Origin of the sequence: Streptomyces sp. NPDC058157 (assembly GCF_042884105.1) — a bacterium.
In the GTDB taxonomy this organism is placed as follows: Bacteria; Actinomycetota; Actinomycetes; order Streptomycetales; family Streptomycetaceae; genus Streptomyces.
The window spans coordinates 1-20,713 of record NZ_JBHVUQ010000141.1; the positions used below are offsets into that span (position 1 = coordinate 1).

16 protein-coding genes, 3 tRNA genes and 1 pseudogene are annotated in these 20,713 nt (G+C 72.5%); 8 read left to right on the forward strand and 12 right to left on the reverse strand.

The window, feature by feature from the left end; all coding sequences use genetic code 11:
* Nucleotides 1–345: 345 nt before the first annotated feature.
* A complete protein-coding gene (cyaB, locus tag ACFVXK_RS27790) occupies nt 346–921 on the reverse strand; it encodes a class IV adenylate cyclase (protein ID WP_389616406.1) in 576 nt (191 codons plus the stop codon).
* Between the two features lie 13 nt (nt 922–934).
* On the reverse strand, nt 935–1,780 hold the full coding sequence (locus tag ACFVXK_RS27795; RefSeq protein WP_389616408.1) for a helix-turn-helix domain-containing protein: 846 nt from the start codon (nt 1,778–1,780) through the stop codon (nt 935–937).
* Nucleotides 1,781–1,940: 160 nt separating this feature from the next.
* On the opposite strand from ACFVXK_RS27795, the gene ACFVXK_RS27800 reads away from it, so the two are divergent.
* From ACFVXK_RS27800 to ACFVXK_RS27810, 3 genes are all read left to right on the forward strand, one after another.
* Complete coding sequence (locus ACFVXK_RS27800; protein WP_389616411.1) at nt 1,941–2,084, forward strand: hypothetical protein; 144 nt, start codon at nt 1,941–1,943, stop codon at nt 2,082–2,084.
* The gene (locus tag ACFVXK_RS27805) at nt 2,077–2,334 is read left to right on the forward strand and encodes a hypothetical protein (protein ID WP_389616414.1); all 258 of its coding nucleotides are present in this window, start codon (nt 2,077–2,079) and stop codon (nt 2,332–2,334) included. The genes ACFVXK_RS27800 and ACFVXK_RS27805 overlap by 8 nt, the downstream gene beginning before the upstream one ends.
* Nucleotides 2,335–2,928: 594 nt before the next feature.
* Nucleotides 2,929–4,275: a carboxyl transferase domain-containing protein gene (locus ACFVXK_RS27810; RefSeq protein ID WP_389616417.1), complete on the forward strand. Its 1,347-nt coding sequence runs from the start codon at nt 2,929–2,931 to the stop codon at nt 4,273–4,275.
* A gap of 49 nt (nt 4,276–4,324) precedes the next feature.
* Here the strand turns inward: ACFVXK_RS27810 and ACFVXK_RS27815 are convergent, their stop codons facing one another.
* From ACFVXK_RS27815 to ACFVXK_RS27825, 3 genes are all read right to left on the reverse strand, one after another.
* Nucleotides 4,325–4,756: a DUF4345 domain-containing protein gene (locus ACFVXK_RS27815; RefSeq protein ID WP_389616419.1), complete on the reverse strand. Its 432-nt coding sequence runs from the start codon at nt 4,754–4,756 to the stop codon at nt 4,325–4,327.
* Nucleotides 4,757–4,863: 107 nt separating this feature from the next.
* The gene (locus tag ACFVXK_RS27820; RefSeq protein WP_389616422.1) at nt 4,864–5,940 is read right to left on the reverse strand and encodes an esterase-like activity of phytase family protein; all 1,077 of its coding nucleotides are present in this window, start codon (nt 5,938–5,940) and stop codon (nt 4,864–4,866) included.
* A gap of 201 nt (nt 5,941–6,141) precedes the next feature.
* The gene (locus ACFVXK_RS27825; protein WP_389616424.1) at nt 6,142–7,407 is read right to left on the reverse strand and encodes an MFS transporter; all 1,266 of its coding nucleotides are present in this window, start codon (nt 7,405–7,407) and stop codon (nt 6,142–6,144) included.
* A 234-nt stretch (nt 7,408–7,641) separates the two neighbouring features.
* Here ACFVXK_RS27825 and ACFVXK_RS27830 point away from each other — a divergent pair, with 234 nt between their 5' ends.
* Entirely contained in the window at nt 7,642–8,820 is a 1,179-nt protein-coding gene (locus tag ACFVXK_RS27830) for a glutamate--cysteine ligase (RefSeq protein WP_389616427.1), read from the forward strand.
* A 61-nt stretch (nt 8,821–8,881) separates the two neighbouring features.
* Here ACFVXK_RS27830 and ACFVXK_RS27835 read toward each other — a convergent pair.
* The 4 genes and pseudogenes from ACFVXK_RS27835 to ACFVXK_RS27850 all read right to left on the reverse strand — a co-directional run.
* A pseudogene (locus ACFVXK_RS27835) lies at nt 8,882–9,988 on the reverse strand (Cmx/CmrA family chloramphenicol efflux MFS transporter); the annotation flags it as partial.
* Between the two features lie 144 nt (nt 9,989–10,132).
* Nucleotides 10,133–10,209 (reverse strand) — tRNA-Ile (locus ACFVXK_RS27840).
* Between the two features lie 184 nt (nt 10,210–10,393).
* Nucleotides 10,394–10,466, reverse strand: a tRNA-Asn gene (locus tag ACFVXK_RS27845).
* A gap of 5 nt (nt 10,467–10,471) precedes the next feature.
* Nucleotides 10,472–10,544: transfer RNA gene (locus ACFVXK_RS27850), tRNA-Asn, on the reverse strand.
* A gap of 146 nt (nt 10,545–10,690) precedes the next feature.
* Between ACFVXK_RS27850 and ACFVXK_RS27855 the strand changes: the two genes are divergently transcribed.
* The 4 genes from ACFVXK_RS27855 to ACFVXK_RS27870 all read left to right on the forward strand — a co-directional run bounded on the left by ACFVXK_RS27855 (nt 10,691) and on the right by ACFVXK_RS27870 (nt 16,307).
* Nucleotides 10,691–10,990, forward strand: coding sequence for a YtxH domain-containing protein (locus ACFVXK_RS27855; protein ID WP_389616431.1), 300 nt, complete (start codon nt 10,691–10,693; stop codon nt 10,988–10,990).
* Nucleotides 10,991–11,030: 40 nt separating this feature from the next.
* Nucleotides 11,031–12,467 (forward strand): FGGY-family carbohydrate kinase, encoded by a 1,437-nt coding sequence (locus ACFVXK_RS27860; RefSeq protein WP_389616434.1) that lies wholly within the window; start codon nt 11,031–11,033, stop codon nt 12,465–12,467.
* 187 nt (nt 12,468–12,654) lie between these two features.
* Nucleotides 12,655–14,388 carry an ABC transporter ATP-binding protein gene (locus tag ACFVXK_RS27865; protein ID WP_389616437.1) on the forward strand — a complete coding sequence of 578 codons (1,734 nt, stop codon included), beginning with the start codon at nt 12,655–12,657 and terminating at the stop codon, nt 14,386–14,388.
* Nucleotides 14,385–16,307, forward strand: coding sequence for an ABC transporter ATP-binding protein (locus ACFVXK_RS27870; protein ID WP_389616442.1), 1,923 nt, complete (start codon nt 14,385–14,387; stop codon nt 16,305–16,307). The genes ACFVXK_RS27865 and ACFVXK_RS27870 overlap by 4 nt, the downstream gene beginning before the upstream one ends.
* A 79-nt stretch (nt 16,308–16,386) precedes the next feature.
* On the opposite strand, the gene ACFVXK_RS27875 is transcribed toward ACFVXK_RS27870, so the two are convergent.
* The 3 genes from ACFVXK_RS27875 to ACFVXK_RS27885 all read right to left on the reverse strand — a co-directional run bounded on the left by ACFVXK_RS27875 (nt 16,387) and on the right by ACFVXK_RS27885 (nt 20,578).
* A complete protein-coding gene (locus ACFVXK_RS27875) occupies nt 16,387–17,526 on the reverse strand; it encodes an RNA polymerase sigma factor (RefSeq protein ID WP_389616451.1) in 1,140 nt (379 codons plus the stop codon).
* 201 nt (nt 17,527–17,727) lie between these two features.
* Nucleotides 17,728–18,402 carry a DUF6445 family protein gene (locus tag ACFVXK_RS27880; RefSeq protein ID WP_389616445.1) on the reverse strand — a complete coding sequence of 225 codons (675 nt, stop codon included), beginning with the start codon at nt 18,400–18,402 and terminating at the stop codon, nt 17,728–17,730.
* Nucleotides 18,403–18,487: 85 nt separating this feature from the next.
* Nucleotides 18,488–20,578, reverse strand: a complete 2,091-nt coding sequence (locus ACFVXK_RS27885; protein ID WP_389616448.1) for a molybdopterin oxidoreductase family protein — start codon at nt 20,576–20,578, stop codon at nt 18,488–18,490.
* Nucleotides 20,579–20,713: the final 135 nt, after the last annotated feature.

A 20,713-nucleotide genomic window follows, 5' to 3' on the forward strand; every position in this document is an offset into this window, starting at 1 on the left:
CTGTCAAGGGCGCTCCTTCGTCGCGTCGCTTCGCGATCGCCTGCGGCGACCCTTGACAGACCGTCCCGCCACGGAAAAACGAAGACTGCCGGGAACCCCCCAAAGGAACGGGACGGAGGATCAATGGACATGCGGCGGGATCAGGGACCAGTCGGGGTCGTCGGGGGCCGCCTCGCCGGGCATCCGGGCCGACATGGGCAGCAATCGATGCCGGGCCGCCTCACGCATCAGATCGCTACGCGCTTCTCATTTCTCAGCGTCCGACGGCCGTCTGGGGCTGATACCCGCAAGAAATGCCGACCAGAGAGGCATCCGGGGCTGGCGTTGACCCGTTCGGCGGTACGCTCACGCCCTCTTCTTCTGTTCGCTCAAGCGTTGGGCCTTGACCGACATCGTGTACAGCTCGTTTGTCACGGCTTCCGGGCCGATGCCCAGTTCAGCAAGGACAGTCCTGATGTCGTCGAGGGCTGCAGGCAGGTCCTTCTCCTCCACCTGGGTCTCCAGCTCGATGAAGGTGCCGTCCAGTTCGGGGACGCGAACCAGGGTGGCGAGCATCTGGCGGCCTCGGGCCAGGAAGGTGTAGTTCCTGCACCTCTTCTCGAACGCGATGGCGGGCACGTAGCCGAGGCCGCGCAGGGTCGCGTGGACGGCCTCGGCGTCCTCGACCCGGGTCTCGTGTTCGGGCTTGGAGCCGGATTCCTCGTCGACGCGGGCACCCTTGTAGGTCAGTACGGTGCGGGTGTCGTCGGAACCGTGCACGGTCCGCACGCGCAGTTCCTCGTCCCGCGCTTCGAGCGCTCCGGCCACGGTGTCGTAGTAGGTGTCCCGATACACCTCGACCCGGCCCTCGGCCCGTTCGTCCAGCCGTCGCAACGTCTCCTGCGGCGCGTGGACACGTGCCTTCAGCTCCGCTTCGATCATTGGCCGTCTCCTCTCAGATCGTGCGCTCGGCACCTGCGGCAATAGCCTCGAACATGCGCTGAAAGCCCCTGAACAACGGGCCGTGCGAAGTCTGCATCACCTTGTAGGTGGCGGACTCATGTCCTTCCCAGCCCTCGTCGAAGGCCCCGACGAACAGGGTGGAGTCAGCACGGATCAACCGCCATGTCGGCAGCATGCCGTACCTGTACACCTCGATGTCACAGATCTCGGCAAGCTCACGCAGCCTGGCCTCGGCCAGCCGCACACCACTGGCGAGCGATTCCGCCGACTCTCCGATCTCGGCGGCACGTAACGCGAGGGCCGGCGCCTCCGGGTCCAGCAATAGCACCCGCACACGTAGGCCACCGTCCTGCCGGACAAGGTGAGGTCGCAACATCGAGCCCTTCAGGCCGACGAGGCCGAGACCACGCACGGCGAGAACGTCCAGTTCCCTCGCGGCCCGAACCTGCTGCTGAATCTCTTCCTTGGCCGATGCCTGCGCCGAGTAGACCCGCACCACCTCCGGGAATGCCGCGAGATCGAACGCGGCTCCACCGGAGCGCCGCTCGCGCCCGGCCGCCAACCCGAGGAGGTGCCGGGCGTCGTCCGGCATGTTCAGTCCGTCAGCGATCCGCTCATACACATCGAGACGCGACACCTCACGGCGACGATTGATGATCTCGTTCACCCGCGCCTGCGTCATCCCGACTGCGGCCGCAATGCGTGCCTGACTGGCCCCACCGAACTGCTGCACGTACCGGAACACGGCTCCCACATCACGCCCGCGAAGAGCCTGACGTACGTCTGCCCGCTCCCACGCCCAATCGGGCAGGGAAACCGGAACGAGCGGTGTGGCCACGGTCGGCTACTCCCGTCATCTACAAGCGAGATGGAAAGACATCTCACCGTGAGATTACCCCCCGGATGTCGAGCTTGTACGCACTGTCACCAGATCCTCTACACGGGCCACTCGCACGAGGGACTCGACTACATGCCCTGTGAATCCGGAGGACCCGACCGTGACTTCTGACAGCACTGACTCGCCGGACACCCCCAGGCTGGGCCCGGAGGACATGCCTGAACTCAGCCCGGCGCTCCTCGCCCGCGCCTGGTCCGGCTGGAAGCGTTTCATCGCCTCGATGCAGGAGCCGTCCGATGACTGAGCGGTACGAATACGTCCCCCACCGCCTCCTCCGCCGCCGGGTCCGCGACATCGCATCGGGCGCCGAGGGTGAACTGATGGCCGTGATCAACGAAGACGTCTCGGACTCCCCCACCCACACGTACTGGAAGGAACTCGCATACATTCGGGGCGCATCCGGCCGCGAATTCACCACCGCCGTCGAGAACGTTCAACCCGCCTATGACCGGCCCAAGGCGGCTGGCGGACGCCGAGAGCAGGGCAGCGCGTAGCGATCTGTTGCGCCCACCGGCCCCGGATGCCTCTCTGGTCGGCATTTCTTGCAGGTATCAGCCCCAGACGGCCGTCGGACGCCGAGAAATGAGGAGCGCGTAGCGATCTGACGCGTGGAGCGGCCCGGCACCGATTGCTGCCTATGTCGGCCCGGATGCCCGGCGAGGCGGCCCCCGACGACCCCGCCTGATCCCTGATCCCGCCGCATGTCCTGGGAACATCCGTCCCGTTCCTTTGGGGGGTTCCCGGCAGTCTTCGGCTTTTCGTGGCGGGTCGGGCTGTCAAGAGTGGAGCGCAGCGACATCGCGTAGCGACGCGACGAAGGAGCGCTCTTGACTGACCGGCCCGACGCGGAAGGACGATGAGACTGACGGGAACCCCCCAACCCTCTCTGAGGGAGCCCAGCTCAAGTCCCGACCTTCCTGGCCCCGCCCCACTGTCCGTCACCGCCCGCCGAGACGCCGCCCACCCACCGCCCCGCACCCGGGGAGGCGGGTGGGCAACCACCGCCCGGCCCCCGACGCCTCGAGGGGGAGATGGCGGGCTCCCGCCGCGAGGCCCCAACCGCCGCCCCCACCGCCTACCCTGGCCCCGTGACGACCCGTCTCTCGGCCCGTGCCGCCATCGCCGCCCTCTCCGACCCCGGGAGCTTCGCGGAGTTGCCCGCGCCGTGTGCGGAGTATCCCGATGACGACGGGCCCCTCGGCTGGGCCGGGTACGACGCCTCGCTGGCGCGGGCCGGTGCCAGGACCGGGGAGCGGGAGTCCGTGGTGACCGGGACCGCCCGGGTCGGCGGGTTCGAAGCGGTCGTCGTCTCCTTCGAGTTCGGGTTCCTCGGCGGGAGCCTCGGCCGCCGTACCGGTGACCGGCTGGAGGCCGCGTACGCGCACGCCCGCGAGCGCCGGCTGCCGCTGGTCTCCCTGATCGCCACCGGCGGCTCCCGCATGCAGGAGGGGATGCTCGCGCTGGCGCAGCTCCAGCGGGTGGCCCGCCAGTGCGTGCTGACCCGGGCCGCCGGGCTCCCGCAGATCGCGGTGCTGCGCGACCCCACCACCGGCGGCGGGTGGGCCACCCTCGGGGCGGGCGCCGACGTGGTGCTGGCGCTGCCCGGGGCGCAGGTCGGCTTCGCGGGGTCCCGGGTGCGGCCGGCCGACGCCGATCCGGCGGCCTACACCGCCGAGGGGCAGTACGGCGCCGGGCACGTGGACGCCGTCGTCCCTCCGGCGGAGCTGCCCGGGGCGGTCGGGGACTGGCTGCGGGTGCTGGCCGCGCCCCGGGCCGCCGGGCCGGTCGAGCCCCCGGCCGCGCTGGGCGGCGTGACGCCACCGCTGACCGGCTGGGACGCCGTCCGGCAGGCCCGGCACCCCGGGCGGCCCCGCGCGCAGGCGTACCTGGACGCGTACTTCGCGCTGCGGATGCCGTTGCGCGGGGACCGGGCCGGGGCCTTCGACGCCGGAATGCTGTGCGGGTTCGGGCTGCGGGAGGGCCGGGCGGTGGCGTACGCCGCCCAGTGCGGCACCGCCACCCGCCCGGCGGGCTACCGGACGGCCGCCCGGGTGATCCGGCTCGCGGACCGGCTCGGGATCCCGGTGCTCACCCTGGTCGACACCCCGGGCGCGGCCAACGACGCCGCCGCCGAGCACGCGGGTGCCGGCCCGGCCATCGCGGACTGCTTCGCGGCGGTCGCGGCGGCCACCGTCCCGGTGACGACCCTGCTGATCGGCGAGGGCGGCTCGGGCGGGGCGCTCGCCCTGGCGGCGCCCGGGAACACCTGGGTGACCCCCGACAGCTACTTCTCCGTCATCGCCCCGGAGCTGGCGGCGGCCATCCTCAAGCGGCCGCCCGAGGAGGCCCCGGCCACGGCGGACCAGCTGCGCATCCGGCCGCAGGACCTGGTCGAGCTCGGCGTGGCCCGGGGCGTCGTGGCCCCGAAGCCTTAGCCCACGGACCACGGACCACGGCCCATGGCCCACGGACCGCGCACCCCCTTCACCCCTCCCCCGCAGCCGCCGCCTCCGCTCCCCCGCCCCGCCGCCCCCGGAACGCCCGATCGTCGGCGTCCGCCAGCCGGAGGAAGACCGGCGGCAGGACCAGCTCGATCACGGTCAGCACCACCTGGAACCAGTGCGGCCACCCGTGCACGGCCAGGGACAGCAGCCGTCCCGCGGCCCCCAGCAGGAACACCGCCGCCAGCCACCGCACCACGCGCGCCGGGACCGGGTCCTGGCGGACGGCCCACAGCCAGGCCGCCCCGTACCCGGCGAACACCGCGCCGAGGAACCTGCCGAGGCTGTCCACGGTGGGGCCGGCGTCGGTCGCGCCCGGGATCGCGAGGTTCCCCGCGACCACGTGGAACAGTCCGATGGCCGTACACGCGAGACCCATCACCCACGCGAGCACCCGAAGCGTCCTGGCGGCCATGCCCCCACCCCCATCCCATCCCATCCGATCGGCGTCGTCGTTGACGTCGACGTACGTCCACTCAAGCCCGGTACGGGGTCCGTGCACCAGTGGGCGGGCCGCCGGACCTACGGCCGCCGCGCCGGGAGCCGTACGTCCACCCGGTACAGCCGGGTGATCTGCTGCGGGAGTTCGTTGTCGTCGCTGGCCAGCAGCAGCCGGACGCGGCCCGCGCCGTCGTGGCCGAGGACGGTCATGCCCTCGATGTTGTCGACGAGGGGGTGGTTCTGCGGGAGCTTCGACGGCGCTCCCAGCGTCGGGCAGGTGTCGAAGTCCCCGATCAGGGCCTTGCGCACCGGACGCAGCCCCGCTCCGCCCTCGGTCAGGGTCTCGGTCCCCGAGGTGTCGCTCGCGCCCAGGGGGTCGGCCGCGTAGAGCCGGGCCGTGATCTTGAACTCGCGGGTGAAGCCCCGTTCGAGGACGATCAGCCGTCCGTCCCGGACCGCCGCGAGCTCGGCGATCCCGTGGCCGGCGTCGACCGGGTAGGCGTACTGCCGGCCCAGGACGAACTGCCCGTCGCGGCGCCGTTCCCAGGTCTGGATCCGCTGGAGGGTGCGCCCCTGCCCGTCCTTGCCGTCCCCGGCCAGCGGGCCTTCCAGGGCGGCGACGAGGGTGTGTCCGCCGGGGAGGAGGGTGAGCGATTCGAAGGTCTGGTTGGCCGTCGCCCTGCCCTCGGGCGCGATCCGGAACGCCGGCGGGACCGGCAGGGTGGCCAGGACCCGGCCGCCGCGGTCGTAGCGGCGGACGGCCGGGGTGGTCTCGTCGGTGACGAGGTAGGTCCCGTCGCGGTCGACGACGACCGCCTCCGAGTCGAGCACCTTGCCCGCGCCGTCGGTGAGCGGCAGCCGTGCGGTGGCGGTGGCGGCCGGGGTGTCCCCCGCCGCCACCTCCAGCCGGTACAGCGCCGACTTGTCGGAGACCGCGAGGACCGTCCCGTCCCGGTCGGCGGCGAGCCCGGAGATGCCGCCGACGAGCTTCCCGTCGAGCTGGGCCTTGTCCAGCGAGTCCGAGTAGCCGGCGACGGACATGTACGGGGAGCAGGCCCGGTCCCCCGCAGCCGCCGCGCCCGCGGTGGGGGCGAGCAGGGTGCAGAGGGCGACGGCGGCCGTCGCGGTGGGGACGAGGATACGGAGGCGGCGGCGCATGGAGGCCTTTCCTTCTTTTCGACGCATCGCTGCGTCAACACATCGCTGCGTCGACGCATCGCTGCGTCCACGACCGGTTCGGAGACGGAGGGGGGCTGCCGAACTGTCATATGGCGAATCGAAAGAAAGGGGAAGGGAAGGAGGCGGTCCGGCAACGAAGCCGCCAACTCCCGTTCACAAAGGGCCCCCAGTACCCCCTGGCTAGGCCTGCGGTGACCGCGCGTCGTACCGGGCGAACGAGCGCCACCGCGCGGCCAGCAGCCCCAGCACGACCACGCAGGCCAGCCCGCCGCCCGTGATGGCGACCGCCGGGGAGGTGAGGTCGGCGACGGTGCCGGCCAGGAAGTCCCCGAGCCGGGGTCCGCCCGCGACGACCACGATGTACACGCCCTGGAGCCGGCCCCGCATCCCGTCCGGGGTCGCGGCCTGCATCATCGTGGAGCGGAACACCATCGAGATGGTGTCGGCGCAGCCGGCCAGGGCCAGGAAGAACAGCCCCAGCCACAGGTTCCGGGTCAGCCCGAACACGGCGATGGCCAGCCCCCACGCCGCGACGGACAGCAGGATCGCCAGGCCGTGCCGCCGGATCCGCCCCTGCCAGCCGGAGAACACCCCGCCGAGCAGCGCACCCACGGCGGGGGCGGCGACCAGCAGGCCGACGGTCTTGGCGTCGCCCCCGTACCAGAGGACGGCGATGGCCGGGAACAGCGCCTTCGGCTGGGCGAAGATCATCGCGGCCATGTCGGAGAAGAAGTTCATCCGGATGTTGGGCCGGGTGCCGAGGAAGCGCAGCCCGTCCAGTACCGAGGCCCGCCCCTTGCGGCCCTCCGGCAGGGGCTCGGGCAGCATCGAGGGCAGCCGCCACATGGCGTACAGGGCGGCGATGAAGGTGACGGCGTCGATCAGGTAGGCCGCCTGATAGCCCCACCAGCCGACGATCAGCCCGCCGAGCACGGGGCCCAGCATGGTCCCGGAGGTCATGGTGACGGAGCCCAGCGCGTTCGCGGCGGGGAGCTGCTCGGGCGGCAGCAGCTTGGGGATCATGGCCGAGCGGGCGGGCCCGTTCAGCGCCCCGCAGACCGCCTGGAGGGCGACGACCGTGTAGAGCAGCCAGACCTGGTGGTAGTCGAGCAGCGCGGCGGCGGCCAGGCCGGAGGACAGCACCGTGAGCCCGACCTGGCTGCGCAGGCCCAGCTTGCGCCGGTCCACGGTGTCCGCGATGGCACCGCCGTACAGGCCGAAGACGACCAGCGGGACCAGCGAGAAGAGACCGACGAGGCCGACGGAGAAGCTGGAGCCGGTGATCTCGTAGACCTGGAGCGAGATCGCCAGGGCGGTCATGGCCTGGCCCATCCAGGAGATGGTGCCGCCGACCCACAGCCGTCTGTAGTGGGCGGAGGTGCGCAGCGGGGTCAGGTCGGCGAAGATGCGTCGCTTCGGTCGGGGCGGGGAGGCAATACCAGTCACACGGGATGGTAACCAGCACGGTCTAGGGCGCCTCTGGAGCCGGGGACGGGTTCACGGGGGTTCATGGGGCCCTCACACACGCGCAACGTACGACCCACCCGGACCGGGGGTTTCAGGACGGGAGCGGTCTTGCCGCTAACTCGCCATTATCACCCGACATTTGACCGGATCGGCGTTGCCCCGTGGCCGCCTGTTCGGCTCATGATGAAAGACTCGTACGTCCAGGGAGGCGTAGTGATCGATCCTGGCAACAGCACCACGAGCACCAGTGACACCGGCCCCGCGGGCCCCAGCCTGCGCACCGCGAGCGGTGTCACCACCCCCCTCACGGTCGGGGTCGAGGAGGAGTTCCTGCTCGTCGACGACCGCACGTTACGGGTGGTCCCGGCCGCGCCCCGCGTCCTGGCCACCGCGGCCGGGCTGCCCCAGCAGCTGCACCCCGAGGGGACCCGGTACCAGGTGGAGATCTCCACCCCGGTCGCCGACTCGGCGATCACCCTGCGCGAGGAGCTCGCCGCCCTGCGGCGGACCCTCGCGGCGGCGGCCCGCGAGCACGGCTGCCGGCTGCTGGCCGCCCCGTCGCCCGTCGTGGCGGTCGAGGGGCCGCTGCACCTGACCGACGACGAGCCGCGCCAGCGCGAGCAGCACCGCCGGTTCGGCGCGCTGACCGACACCCTGGTCAGCTGCGGCCGGCACATCCACATCGGCACCCTCGACGTGGACACGGCCGTGGCGGTGTCCAACCGGGTCCGCCCCTGGCTGCCCACGCTGATCGCGCTGGCGGCCAATTCCCCCTTCTGGGGCGGCCGTGACACCGGCCACTCCAGCTGGCGGGCGATGGCCTGGGCGGGCTGGCCCTCGGCGGGCCCGCCCCCGCACTTCCCGTCCACGGCCCACTTCCGGCGCTCCGTGCAGACCCTGCTCGGCTCCGGGGCGGCCCTGGACACCAAGATGGTCTACTGGGACCTCCGCCCCTCCGGGAACTGGCCCACGCTCGAGATCCGGGCGCCCGACATGTCCCCGGACATCGACACGGCCGTGCTCCAGGCGGAGCTCGGCCGCGCCCTGGTCTCCTCGGCGCTGCGCGACATCGCGGAGCAGCGGCCCGAGCTGCCCGTACGGGACGAGGTGCTGCGGCTGGCGCGCTGGCGGGCGGCGCACGACGGCCTGGAGGGCTTCGGCCTGGACCCGTACACGGGTGCCGAGCTCCCGGCGGCCGACCTGGCGGAGGCCCTGCTCGACCTGGTCGCCCCCGACCTGGCCGCCGCCGGCGACCTGGACCACGCGGCGCGGACCCTGGGCGGACTGCTGCGCGACGGCTCGGGCGCGGCGCGGCAGCGGGCGGCGTACGCACGCCGCCAGGACCTGACGGACGTGCTGCGCCACCTGGTGGAGGAGACCGAGAAGGCCTGACCGGCCACGTCCGGGGCCGCAGGTGCCGATCCCCGCACCTGCGGCCGACGCGGACCGGCGGTCAGGAACCGGCCCGGACCGCCGGCTCGGCCGCGGGCTCGCGCGCGGTGACCCCGGCGGCCCGGGCCGCGCCCGCCAGGACGAGGGCGGTGGCGACGAGCACGGCGCTCACCACCAGGGGCGAGCGGTAGCCGTGTTCGGCGCCCAGGGCGAGACCCCCCAGGGCGGGCCCGGCGGCGGCACCGACGTTGAGCGCGGCGGTGGCGAAGCCGCCGGCCAGCGTGGGGGCGTCCGACGCCGTGTAGAGGGCCTGGGCGATCAGCGTGGAGCCCACGCCGAACGAGAGCGCCCCCTGGACGAAGACGAGGAGCAGCGCCACGACCGGGTTTCCGGCCGTGAGCGCGAAGACCAGCCAGCCGACCGGCAGGACCGCGCCGCCGACCGCCAGCACCTGGCCGGGCCGGGTGTCGGCCAGCCGGCCGCCGATGTTGACGCCGACGAAGGATCCGATGCCGAACAGCGCCAGCGTGACGGGCACCCAACCCGAGCTCAGGCCGGTCACGTTGGTGATGACGGGGCTGAGGTACGTGAAGGAGCAGAACGTCGCTCCGTTGACCAGTGCCCCGAGCGCGAGCGTGACGACCAGCCGGGGTGTACGGAGCGCCCCGAGTTCCCTGCGGACGCCGGGCGCGGCGGGGTCGACGGACGTCGCCGGCACCGACCGCAGCACCGCGGGCACCGCGGGGGCGGAGATGATCGCGACGCCCCAGAAGGCCGAGCGCCAGCCCCGGACCTCGCCCAGTACGGCGCCCAGGGGGACGCCCACGACGCAGGCGAGGGTGACGCCGCTGAGCAGGACCGAGGTCGCCCGGCCCTTGGCCTGGGGTCCGGCCATGCTCGCCGCGGTCGCGAGGCCGACGGCGAGGAAGCCCGCGTCGGCCAGTGCGGCGACCACCCGGGTGACGAAGAGGACTTCGAAGCTGTGGGTGAGGGCGCCGACGACGTGGGCGAGGAGGAAGGTGACGAGGAAGGCGAGCAGCGCCCGGCGGCGCGGCCACCGCAGGCTCAGCACCGCGACCAGCGGTGCGCCGACGATCATGCCGACGGCGAAGGCCGAGGTGAGCGAGCCGACGGCCGGGAGGGAGACGCCGAGATCGGCGGCCGGATCACCGGTGGCTCACCTCTGTCCGCCTCGGGGCTCGACATGCGTCTCAACGTAGCAACGCCCGGATCGCCGCGTCCAACGGCTTTGGACGCCTCGGAAAAAGCCCGAGGGCCGCAGGTGAATCGTTCCTGCGGCCCTCGGGCCTCGTGGTGGGGCGGGTGGGACTCGAACCCACGGCCGACGGATTATGAGTCCGCTGCTCTAACCGGCTGAGCTACCGCCCCTTCACGGCGTGGCGCGTACATGTGTGCGCGCCGTCTGCCGCAGCATAGCCGCTCATACGATCTCCTGCTTCGGTTGCCTCGCATGATCGGCTTCGCATGTTCAGAGAGACCGCGCTGACGGCTGCCCGGTTCCAGGTCCGGGGCAAAAAGAAAGAGGACCCGACCGGGTCCTCTTCTCTTCCTGCTCCCCCGACTGGACTCGAACCAGTAACCTGCCGGTTAACAGCCGGCTGCTCTGCCAATTGAGCTACAGGGGACCGCGCTCCCCCGACTGGACTCGAACCAGTAACCTGCCGGTTAACAGCCGGCTGCTCTGCCAATTGAGCTACAGGGGATTGCTGCGGTGCCACGAACAGCCCACCTCCGGCCTTGCCGGGGGGCGAGCGCCCGTTGCGAGTCATAGATTAGCGCAAGCAGGGGGGTGCTCCGCCAATCGGTATCGCCAGCCGGCCGGGCACCGACACGACGAAGGGTGGCAGGCATGCGGTACAAGGTCACGTTCCTCGCCGGGGTGGCCCTCGGCTACGTGGTGGGAACGGCCGCGGGACGCGAGCGGTACGAGGGGATGAAGAAGTCCGCGCGGCGGGTCGCGCAGAACCCGGTGGTGCGCAACGCCGCCGAGACGGCGGGGCAGAACGGGCGGGCGTTCGCCGGGAAGGCCTTCGCCGCCGTCGGCGACAAAGTCGGCGGCGCGCTGCCGTCCTCCGTGGCTCGGCGGGTGCCGGGGCTGCGGGAGCGGGGGCAGGGGTACGAGGACGAGTGGGGGACCAGCAACACCTGACCCTCCTGGGAGGGCCGTCCGGTGGGGCAGAATTCTCCGCATGGGGATAGTCGCCGGGCTGGACAGCTCTTCCACCTTCACTCGCATCGTCGTCTGTGACACGGACACGGGCGCCGTACTGCGCCAGGGCTACGCACCCCATCCGCAGTCCGCCGGCGAGGCGGTCGCCCACGAGACCGACCCGCAGGCCTGGCTGCTCTCCCTGGGCGAGGCCGCCGGCGGCGGGCTGCTGGAGGGCGTCCAGGCCATCGGGGTCTCGGCGCGGCGCGGCCTGCTGGCGCTGGACGCACAGGGCGGGCTGGTCCGGCCCGCCCTGGTCGGCAACGACCGGCGCGGGCAGGTCGCCGCGGCCGACCTGGTCGGCGCGCTCGGCGGCAAGGCCGCCTGGGCGGCGGCCGTGGGCTCGGTCCCGCACCCCGCGCAGCCGATCGTGAAGCTCGCCTGGATGGCCCGCAACGAGCCCGAGGCCGCGCGCCGGACCGCGGTGCTGATGTCCCCGCACGACTGGCTGGTCTGGCAGCTGCTGGGCCGGCCCGCCCGGCGCACCACCGACCGGGCGGACGCCTCCGGGACCGGGTACTGGTCGGCGGCCACCGGTTCCTACCGCCCCGACCTGGTCGAGCTGGCGCTCGGGCACCAGGCGCTGCTGCCCGAGGTGCTCGGTCCGTGCGACGCCGCCGGGATGACCCCGGAGGGGCTGCTGATCTCCGCCGGGACCGGGGAGACCACGGCCGCGGTGCTCGGGCTGGGCCTGGGCCCCGGGGACGCGGTGGTCTCGCTCGGCGCCACCGGTTCGGTGATGGCCGTGCACCACGAGGCCCTGGTGGAGCCGGGTGGCCTGATCACCGCCCTCGCCGACGCGGGCGGCATGCACCTGCCGGTGGTGAACACCTCCAACGCGGTACGGGCCCTGCGCGGCACCGCCGACATGCTGGGCACCGACCTGGAGGGGCTGAGCGCGCTCGCGCTGAAGTCGACGCCGGGTGCACACGGGCTCGTGCTGCTGCCGTACCTGGAGGGAGAGCGCACGCCGCACCTGCCGCACTCCGCCGGGACCCTGTCGGGGCTCCGCCGGGACTCGATGAAGCCGGAACACCTGGCGCGGGCCGCCTTCGAGGGGATGCTGTGCGGGCTGGTGGACGCCCTGGACGTGCTGCGGCACCGGGGCGTGGGCATCCGGCGGGTGTTCCTGCTGGGTGCCGTCGCCGAGCTGCCCGCCGTACAGGCCGCCGCGCCGGGGCTGTTCGGGACGCAGGTCGTCGTGCCCGCGCCGGCGGACTACGCGGCGCTGGGTGCGGCCCGGCAGGCGGCGTGGACGCTGGGGGTGCAGCAGGGCACGCTCGCCCCGCACACGCCTCCGCTCTGGCCGGCGCCCGCCGCGCAGGTCTTCGAGCCGGGCGAGGAGTTCGCGGCCTGGCAGGCGGTGCGCCAGCAGTACGTGACGACGCGGGAGCAGCTGCACCCGGGGGCGTTCTGAGGCGCGGGTGACAGGGTCCGCGGCCGGTGCGCAACCCCTAGCGCCCCCTGCTTCCGGCAGGAACGGGACCTTGGCACGAAGTGGCCTACTCCTTTTGTCCCGGCTTTGCGAAAAGAGGTAGGGATCAAGCCTCCGGTTGGCACAAGATGGAGTGAACCCCCTCGATCATGCCGACCGGAGCCTGCGCGTGCTCATACGACTTCTGCGAACGTACCTGCGTCCGCACCGGAAACACATCGCCGCACTGGTGCTGCTGCAACTCCTGCAGACCAGTGCGAGCCTCTACCTGCCCACGCTCAACGCCGACATCATCGACAGCGGTGTCGTGAAGGGTGACACCGGTTACATCCTGCGCTCCGGCGCACTGATGCTCGGTGTCTCGCTCGTCCAGCTCGTCTGCAACGTCGGCGCCGTCTACTTCGGCGCGCGGACCTCGGCCGCGCTCGGCCGCGACATCCGTGCGGCCGTCTTCGACCGGGTGCAGAGCTTCTCCGCCCGCGAGCTGGGCCAGTTCGGCGCCCCGTCGCTGATCACCCGTACGACGAACGACGTCCAGCAGGTCCAGATGCTGGCGCTGCTGACCTTCACGCTGATGGCCTCGGCGCCGATCATGTGCATCGGCGGTATCGCCATGGCGCTCTCCCTGGACGTGCAGCTGTCGGGCGTCCTGCTCGCCGTGGTCCCGGTGCTGGGCATCTCGGTCGGCGCGATCGTCTGGAGGACGCGTCCGCTGTTCCGCCGGATGCAGGTCCGCCTCGACGTGGTCAACCGGGTGCTGCGCGAGCAGATCACCGGCAACCGCGTGATCCGCGCCTTCGTCCGCGACGGCTACGAGGAGGACCGCTTCCGCGGCGCCAACTCCGAACTCACCGGTGTCTCGCTGGCCTCAGGCCGGCTGCTCGCCCTGATGTTCCCCGTCGTCATGCTGGTCATGAACGTCTCCAGCGTGGCGGTCATCTGGTTCGGCGCGATGCGCGTGGACAGCCAGGGGATGGAGATCGGCCAGGTGACGGCCTTCCTGGCCTACCTGATGCAGATCGTGATGGCCGTGATGATGGCCACCTTCATGTTCATGATGGTGCCGCGCGCCGAGGTCTGCGCGGAGCGCATCCAGGAGGTCCTCGACACCGAGTCCAGCGTGGTCCCCCCGGCCGACCCGGTGCGCACGCTCTCCGTGCGCGGGCAGCTGGAGCTGCGCGGCGCCGACTTCCGCTACCCCGGCGCCGAGGCGTCGGTGCTGCGCGGGATCGACCTGGTGGCCCGCCCCGGCGAGATCACCGCGGTGATCGGCTCCACCGGCAGTGGCAAGTCCACGCTGCTGGGTCTGGTGCCCCGGCTGTTCGACGCGACCGGCGGCGAGGTCCTCGTCGACGGCGAGGACGTGCGCCGGCTGGACCCGCAGCTGCTGGCCAGGACGGTCGGCATGGTCCCGCAGAAGCCGTACCTGTTCTCCGGGACCGTCGCCTCCAACCTCCGCTACGGGCGCCCCGACGCGACCGACGAGGAGCTGTGGCGGGCCCTGGAGGTGTCCCAGGCCAAGGAGTTCGTCTCCGCGCTGGAGGGCGGCCTGGAGGCGCCCATCGCCCAGGGCGGCACGAACGTCTCCGGCGGCCAGCGCCAGCGCCTCGCGATCGCCCGCACGCTCGTGCAGCGCCCGGAGATCTACCTGTTCGACGACTCCTTCTCCGCCCTGGACTACGCGACGGACGCGGCGCTGCGCGCCGCGCTGGCGCGTGAGACGGAGGAGGCGACGGTGGTCATCGTCGCGCAGCGGGTCTCCACGATCCGCGACGCCGACCGGATCATCGTCCTCGACGAGGGCCGGGTGGTCGGCGAGGGCCGCCACCACGAGCTGATGGCCGGCAACGAGACCTACCGGGAGATCGTGCTCTCCCAGCTGACGGAGGCGGAGGCCGCATGAGCGGGCCCGGAGGACGGATGATGATGGGCTCGCCCCAGAGGTCCTTGGACTTCAAGGGGTCGGGCAAGCGCCTGCTGGCGCAGCTGGCGCAGGAGAAGGCGAAGCTGTGGGGCATGGTCGCGGCCGTGGTCGGCAGCGTCGGCTGCTCGGTGGTCGGGCCGAAGATCCTCGGCGAGGCCACGGACCTGGTGTTCGCGGGCATCGTCGGCCGGGAGATGCCGGAGGGCCTGACCAAGGAGCAGGCGCTGCAGGGGCTGCGGTCCCAGGGGCACGGCGGCGTGGCGGACATGCTGGCGAGCACCGACTTCACCCCGGGCAAGGGCATCGACTTCGGTGCCGTCGGGGTCGTGGCGCTGTGGGCGCTGGCGGTCTTCGTGCTGGCGTCCCTGCTGATGCTGGTGGCGACGCGGCTGTCGAACCGGGTGCAGAACGGCACCGTGTTCCGGATGCGCGAGGAGCTCCAGGCGAAGCTGTCGCGGCTGCCGCTGTCGTACTTCGACCAGCAGAAGCGCGGCGAGGTGCTGAGCCGGGCGACGAACGACATCGACAACATCGGGCAGACGCTCCAGCAGACGCTGGGGCAGCTGATGAACTCGCTGCTGACGATCGTCGGCGTGCTGGCGATGATGTTCTGGATCTCCCCGCTGCTGGCGCTGGTCGCGCTGGCGACCGTACCGCTGGCCATGGTGGTGGCGGCGAAGATCGGCAAGAAGTCGCAGCCGCAGTTCGTGGCGCAGTGGCGGAGCACCGGTTCGCTGAACGCCCACATCGAGGAGATGTACTCCGGCCACGCGCTGGTGAAGGTCTTCGGGCGGCAGAAGGAGTCGGCGGCGGTCTTCGCCGAGCAGAACGAGGAGCTGTACCGGGCCTCGTTCAAGGCGCAGCTGGTCAGCGGCATCATGCAGCCGGTGATGTTCTTCGTCTCGAACATCAACTACGTGCTGGTGGCGGTCGTCGGCGGGCTGCGGGTGGCCTCGGGCACCCTGTCGATCGGTGACGTGCAGGCGTTCATCCAGTACTCGCGCCAGTTCTCGATGCCGCTGACGCAGGTGGCCTCGATGGCGAACCTGGTGCAGTCCGGCGTCGCCTCGGCGGAGCGGGTGTACGAGCTGATGGACGCGCCCGAGCAGGAGCCGGACGCCGAGGTCCCGGAGCGTCCGGAGCGGCTGCGCGGCGAGGTCGTCCTGGACAAGGTGGCCTTCCGCTACGAGCCGGACAAGCCGCTGATCGAGAACCTGTCGCTGCGCGTGGAGCCGGGGCAGACGGTCGCGATCGTCGGTCCGACGGGCGCGGGCAAGACCACGCTGGTCAACCTGCTGATGCGGTTCTACGAGGTCACCGGCGGCGAGATCGCCCTCGACGGGGTGGACATCGCCAAGATGACCCGCGAGGACCTGCGCTCCGGGATCGGCATGGTCCTCCAGGACACCTGGCTGTTCGGCGGGACCATCGCGGAGAACATCGCGTACGGCGCCTCGCGCGAGGTCACGCGCGCCGAGATCGAGGAGGCCGCGCGGGCGGCGCACGCGGACCGGTTCGTCCGTACGCTGCCGGACGGCTACGACACGGTCCTCGACGACGAGGGCGCGGGTGTCAGCGCGGGTGAGAAGCAGCTGATCACCATCGCCCGGGCGTTCCTGTCGGACCCGGTGATCCTGGTCCTCGACGAGGCGACGAGCTCGGTGGACACCCGTACCGAGGTGCTGATCCAGAAGGCGATGGCGCGCCTGGCGCACGGCCGTACGTCCTTCGTGATCGCGCACCGGCTCTCCACGATCCGGGACGCCGACGTGATCCTGGTGATGGAGAACGGCTCGATCGTGGAGCAGGGCACGCACACGGAGCTGCTGGCCGCCGAGGGTGCGTACGCGCGGCTGTACGCGGCGCAGTTCGCGCAGGCGGTCGCCGAGGTCGACTGACCGGCGGTGCGCGCGAGCGGGTGGGGGCGTCCTTCGGGGCGCCCCCTTCCCGTGCGCGGGAAGGCCGTGCGCGCGGCGGTCAGTCGAGGTAGCCGCGCAGCTGGTCCGCGAAGGCGTGGTCGCGGAGCTTGGCGAGGGTCTTGGACTCGATCTGGCGGATCCGCTCGCGGGTGACGCCGAAGATCCGGCCGATCTCCTCCAGGGTGCGGGGGCGGCCGTCGGCGAGCCCGTAGCGGAGCTGGACGACCTTGCGTTCGCGTTCGCCGAGGGTCGACAGGACGGCTTCGAGGTGTTCGCGCAGCAGGAAGAAGGCGGCGGACTCCATGGGGGAGGCGGCGTCGCCGTCCTCGATGAGGTCGCCGAGCGCGACGTCCTCCTCCTCGCCGACGGGGGCGTGCAGGGAGACGGGCTCCTGGGCGAGGCGCAGGACCTCCAGGACGCGTTCGGGGGTCAGTTCCAGGTGGAGGGCGACCTCTTCGGCGGTGGGTTCGTAGCCGCGTTCCTGGAGCATGCGGCGCTGGACGCGCACGACGCGGTTGATGAGCTCGACGACGTGGACGGGGACGCGGATGGTACGGGCCTGGTCGGCGAGGGCCCGTGACATGGCCTGGCGGATCCACCAGGTGGCGTAGGTGGAGAACTTGTAGCCGCGGGCGTAGTCGAACTTCTCGACGGCCCGGATCAGTCCGAGGTTCCCCTCCTGGACCAGGTCGAGCATGGTGAGGCCGCGGCCGACGTAGCGTTTGGCGACGGAGACGACGAGTCGCAGGTTGGACTCGATGAGCCGGCGTTTGGCCATGCGGCCCATGACGACGAGTTTGTCGAGGTCGACGGCGAGCTGGGAGTCGAGGTCGGTGGCGCCGGCGAGTCGTTCCTCGGCGAAGAGTCCCGCTTCCACCCGCCGGGCGAGTTCGACCTCCTCGGCGGCGGTCAGGAGCGGGATCCTGCCTATCTCGCGCAGGTACTGGCGGAAGAGGTCGGCGGAGGGGCCGCCCGCGGCCGGTCCGGCGGCGGCGCGGGCGGGCTGCGGGGGCGGCTGCTCGATGAGTTCGAACACCTCGGGTTCCGCGTCCCCGTCGTGCTCGGCGGCCTCCTGCGCGGCGGTGTCCGCGGTCTCGTCCACGGTCTCGGCCTCTGCCTCTGCGGGTGCGGCTTCACCGGCGTGGAAGGAGCTGCCGGCGGGGTGGCTCACGTTCACGGTCAGGGTCCGGGTCTGCACGGGGGCGACCTCCAGGGGCTCCGAGGACGGTGGCACCGCACCTCAGTGTGGGGTACGACACATCGCTGCCACGAGGGGCGTGCGGGCACTTTCTGAGCCCGCTGCGTGACCGGATGGTTACCCCCCGGCGGCAACCCCGATGCGGATCGGACTCATGTCCGAGACGATCGGGGCCGCCCCTGCCGGGCCGTGGCCGTCGGATCAGGCCATCCAGAAGAAGACCGCCGTCATCCGCTTGTCCTCCAGGGTGGTGCCCCAGTAGCCGGTGGCGCTGTGGATCAGGTTGGCGGAGTAGAGCAGGAGGCGGTTGTAGCGGTGGGGGACGCGGAGGTCCTCGGTGAAGGAGTCCTCGGGGACGAAGCGGGTGCCGAGGGCGTCGACGAGGTTGTTGTGCGGGGCGAGCACCTGGTTGCCGCCGAGGATCCCGCCCGGCAGGCTCTGGCGGTAGAAGCTGGTGCCGCAGTCCTTGGGGATGCCGGGCGTCAGGTAGAGCACGGCGGCGTAGCGGCACAGGGTGCGGGAGTCGGTGTGCGGGCGGGACTCGCACTCCCCCTCGCCGACGACCTGGACGCAGTTGTGGTTGAAGGTGCCGGCTCCGGCGGGGTCCTCGGCCCAGATCCGCTTCGCCCCGGTGGCCTGCCGCACCAGCTTCTCCACGTGGGCGAGTTCGGCCGGCTCCAGGGCGGGCATGGCGCGCAGCCCGGGCCAGGGTTCGGGCTTGTGCGGGGCGCCCTGGACCCAGTCGCCCTTGGCGAGGCAGCGTTCCCGTACGGCGTCGACGTCGGGCAGTACGTCGTCCAGCACCCAGTAGTCGCGGCCGCGGGTGGGCTTGCGGTAGGGCAGCACGGGGAGGGTGTTCGAGGGTCGGATTGACATGCGCGGAACGCTAGTTGCGGGAGCTGTGAGGCTCCCCAAAGCGGTCCCCAAGAGTGCGGCAAGAGATGGTCCGCCGCGGGTAGGGTCAGGCGGGCTCCACGCGGACCGCGCAGACCTTGAACTCGGGCATCCGGGAGACGGGGTCCAGGGCGGGGTTGGTGAGGGTGTTGGCGCGGCCCTCCCCGTACCAGTGGAAGGGCATGAACACGGTGTCCGCCCTGATGGCGTCGGTGATCCGGGCCGGGGCCACCGCCCTGCCGCGCCGCGAGGTGACGGCCAGCGGGGCGCCGTCGGCCACCCCGAGGCGGGCGGCGAGGCGGGGGTGGAGCTCCACGAAGGGGCCGGGGGCGGCCTCGTTGAGCTCGGCCACGCGGCGGGTCTGGGCCCCGGACTGGTACTGGGCGACGACCCGGCCGGTGGTGAGCAGCAGCGGGTACTCGGCGTCGGGGGTCTCGGCGGCCTCGCGGTGGGTGACGGGGGCGAAGCGGGCCCGGCCGTCCTCGGTGGCGAAGCGGTCCAGGAACAGGCGGGGGGTGCCCGCGGAGCCCTCGGGGCAGGGCCAGAAGACGCCCTGTTCGGCGGCGATGCGGTCGTAGGTGATGCCGGAGTAGTCGGCGGGGCCGCCCGCGGAGGCCCGGCGCAGTTCCCCGAAGACCTCCTCGGGGTCGGTGGGGAAGCCCTTCTCCAGGCCGAGGCGGGCGGCGAGTCCGTGCAGGACCTCCAGGTCGCTGCGGACGCCGGGCGGCGAGGTGAGGGCCTGGCGGCGCAGCAGGACGCGGCCCTCCAGGTTGGTGGTGGTGCCGGTCTCCTCGGCCCACTGGGTGACGGGCAGGACCACGTCGGCGAGGGCGGCGGTCTCGGAGAGGACCACGTCGGCGACGGCGAGGAAGTCCAGGGAGCGGACGCGTTCCTCGACGTGGGCGGCGCGGGGCGCGGAGACGAGGGGGTTGGAGCCCATGAGGAGGAGGGCCTTGACGTCGCCGCCGAGGGCGTCGAGGAGTTCGTAGGCGCTGCGGCCGGGTCCGGGCAGGGTCCGCGGGTCGACGCCCCAGACCCGGGCGACGTGTTCCCGGGCGGCGGGGTCGGTGAGCTTGCGGTAGCCGGGGAGCTGGTCGGCCTTCTGGCCGTGCTCGCGGCCGCCCTGGCCGTTGCCCTGGCCGGTGAGGCAGCCGTAGCCGGACAGGGGGCGGCCGGCCCGGCCGGTGGCGAGGCACAGGTTGATCCACGCGCCGACGGTGTCGGTGCCCTTGGCCTGCTGTTCGGGGCCGCGGGCGGTGAGCACCATGGCGGACTCGGGGGCGCAGAACAGCTCGACGGCGCGGCGCAACCGGGGCACCGGGACGCCGGTGATCCGCTCGACGTGCTCGGGCCAGTGGGCCATCGCGGCGGCCCGGGCGTCCTCCCAGCCGGTGGTGCGGGCGGCGATGAACTCCGTGTCGGTGCGGCCCTCGGCGACGACGAGGTGCAGCAGGCCTAGGGCCAGGGCGAGGTCGGTACCGGGGCGGGGGGCCAGGTGGAGGTCGGCGAGTTCGGCGGTGCGGGTGCGGCGGGGGTCGACGACGACGAGGGTGCCGCCGGCCTCCTTGAGTTCGGTGAGGTAGCGCACGGCGGGGGGCATGGTGTCGGCGGGGTTGGAGCCGACGAGGATCACGCAGCCGGTGCGCGGGACGTCCTCCAGCGGGAAGGGCAGTCCGCGGTCCAGGCCGAAGGCGCGCTGGTGGGCGGCGGCGGCCGAGGACATGCAGAAGCGGCCGTTGTAGTCGATCTGGGAGGTGCCGAGGGCGACGCGGGCGAACTTGCCGAGGGCGTACGCCTTCTCGTTGGTGAGCCCGCCGCCGCCGAAGACGCCGACGGCGTCGGGGCCGTGCGTGCGGCGGGTGCGGGTGAGGCCGGCGGCCACGGCGTCGAGGGCCTCGTCCCAGCCGGCCGGGACGAGGGGGCCGCCGGGGCGGGAGCGGATCAGGGGCTCGGTGAGGCGCACCCGGGAGGAGAGCACGGCGGGGGCGGTGCGGCCCTTGCCGCAGAGGGCGCCGCGGTTCACGGGGAAGTCGGCCCGCTCCTCGACCGCTACGCCGGTGCCGGTGCCGGTGCCGTCGGCGTGGGGGCGCAGGTTCATGCCGCACTGCAGGGCGCAGTAGGGGCAGTGGGTGGGGGTGGCGTCGTGGCTGCGGGGCATACCGGCCAGGGTGCGGGCGGGGTGTTACGCGGGGGGCGTCGCCGCGTTACGGGCGGGGGTGCGGGGGCTCAGCGCGGGCGGGCGGGGGCGGTGAGGCCGGGCCCGCGGCCGGGTGCCGCTGCGCGGGGCCGTCTC

Bases quoted from the DNA above. Each gene is read 5' to 3' on its own strand.
- cyaB (WP_389616406.1), bottom strand. From the start codon at position 921: ATGATCGAAGCGGAGCTGAAGGCACGTGTCCACGCGCCGCAGGAGACG.
- ACFVXK_RS27805 (WP_389616414.1), top strand. From the start codon at position 2,077: ATGACTGAGCGGTACGAATACGTCCCCCACCGCCTCCTCCGCCGCCGG.
- ACFVXK_RS27815 (WP_389616419.1), bottom strand. From the start codon at position 4,756: ATGGCCGCCAGGACGCTTCGGGTGCTCGCGTGGGTGATGGGTCTCGCG.
- ACFVXK_RS27820 (WP_389616422.1), bottom strand. From the start codon at position 5,940: ATGCGCCGCCGCCTCCGTATCCTCGTCCCCACCGCGACGGCCGCCGTC.
- ACFVXK_RS27855 (WP_389616431.1), top strand. From the start codon at position 10,691: ATGCGGTACAAGGTCACGTTCCTCGCCGGGGTGGCCCTCGGCTACGTG.
- ACFVXK_RS27860 (WP_389616434.1), top strand. From the start codon at position 11,031: ATGGGGATAGTCGCCGGGCTGGACAGCTCTTCCACCTTCACTCGCATC.
- ACFVXK_RS27870 (WP_389616442.1), top strand. From the start codon at position 14,385: ATGAGCGGGCCCGGAGGACGGATGATGATGGGCTCGCCCCAGAGGTCC.
- ACFVXK_RS27880 (WP_389616445.1), bottom strand. From the start codon at position 18,402: ATGTCAATCCGACCCTCGAACACCCTCCCCGTGCTGCCCTACCGCAAG.
- ACFVXK_RS27885 (WP_389616448.1), bottom strand. From the start codon at position 20,578: ATGCCCCGCAGCCACGACGCCACCCCCACCCACTGCCCCTACTGCGCC.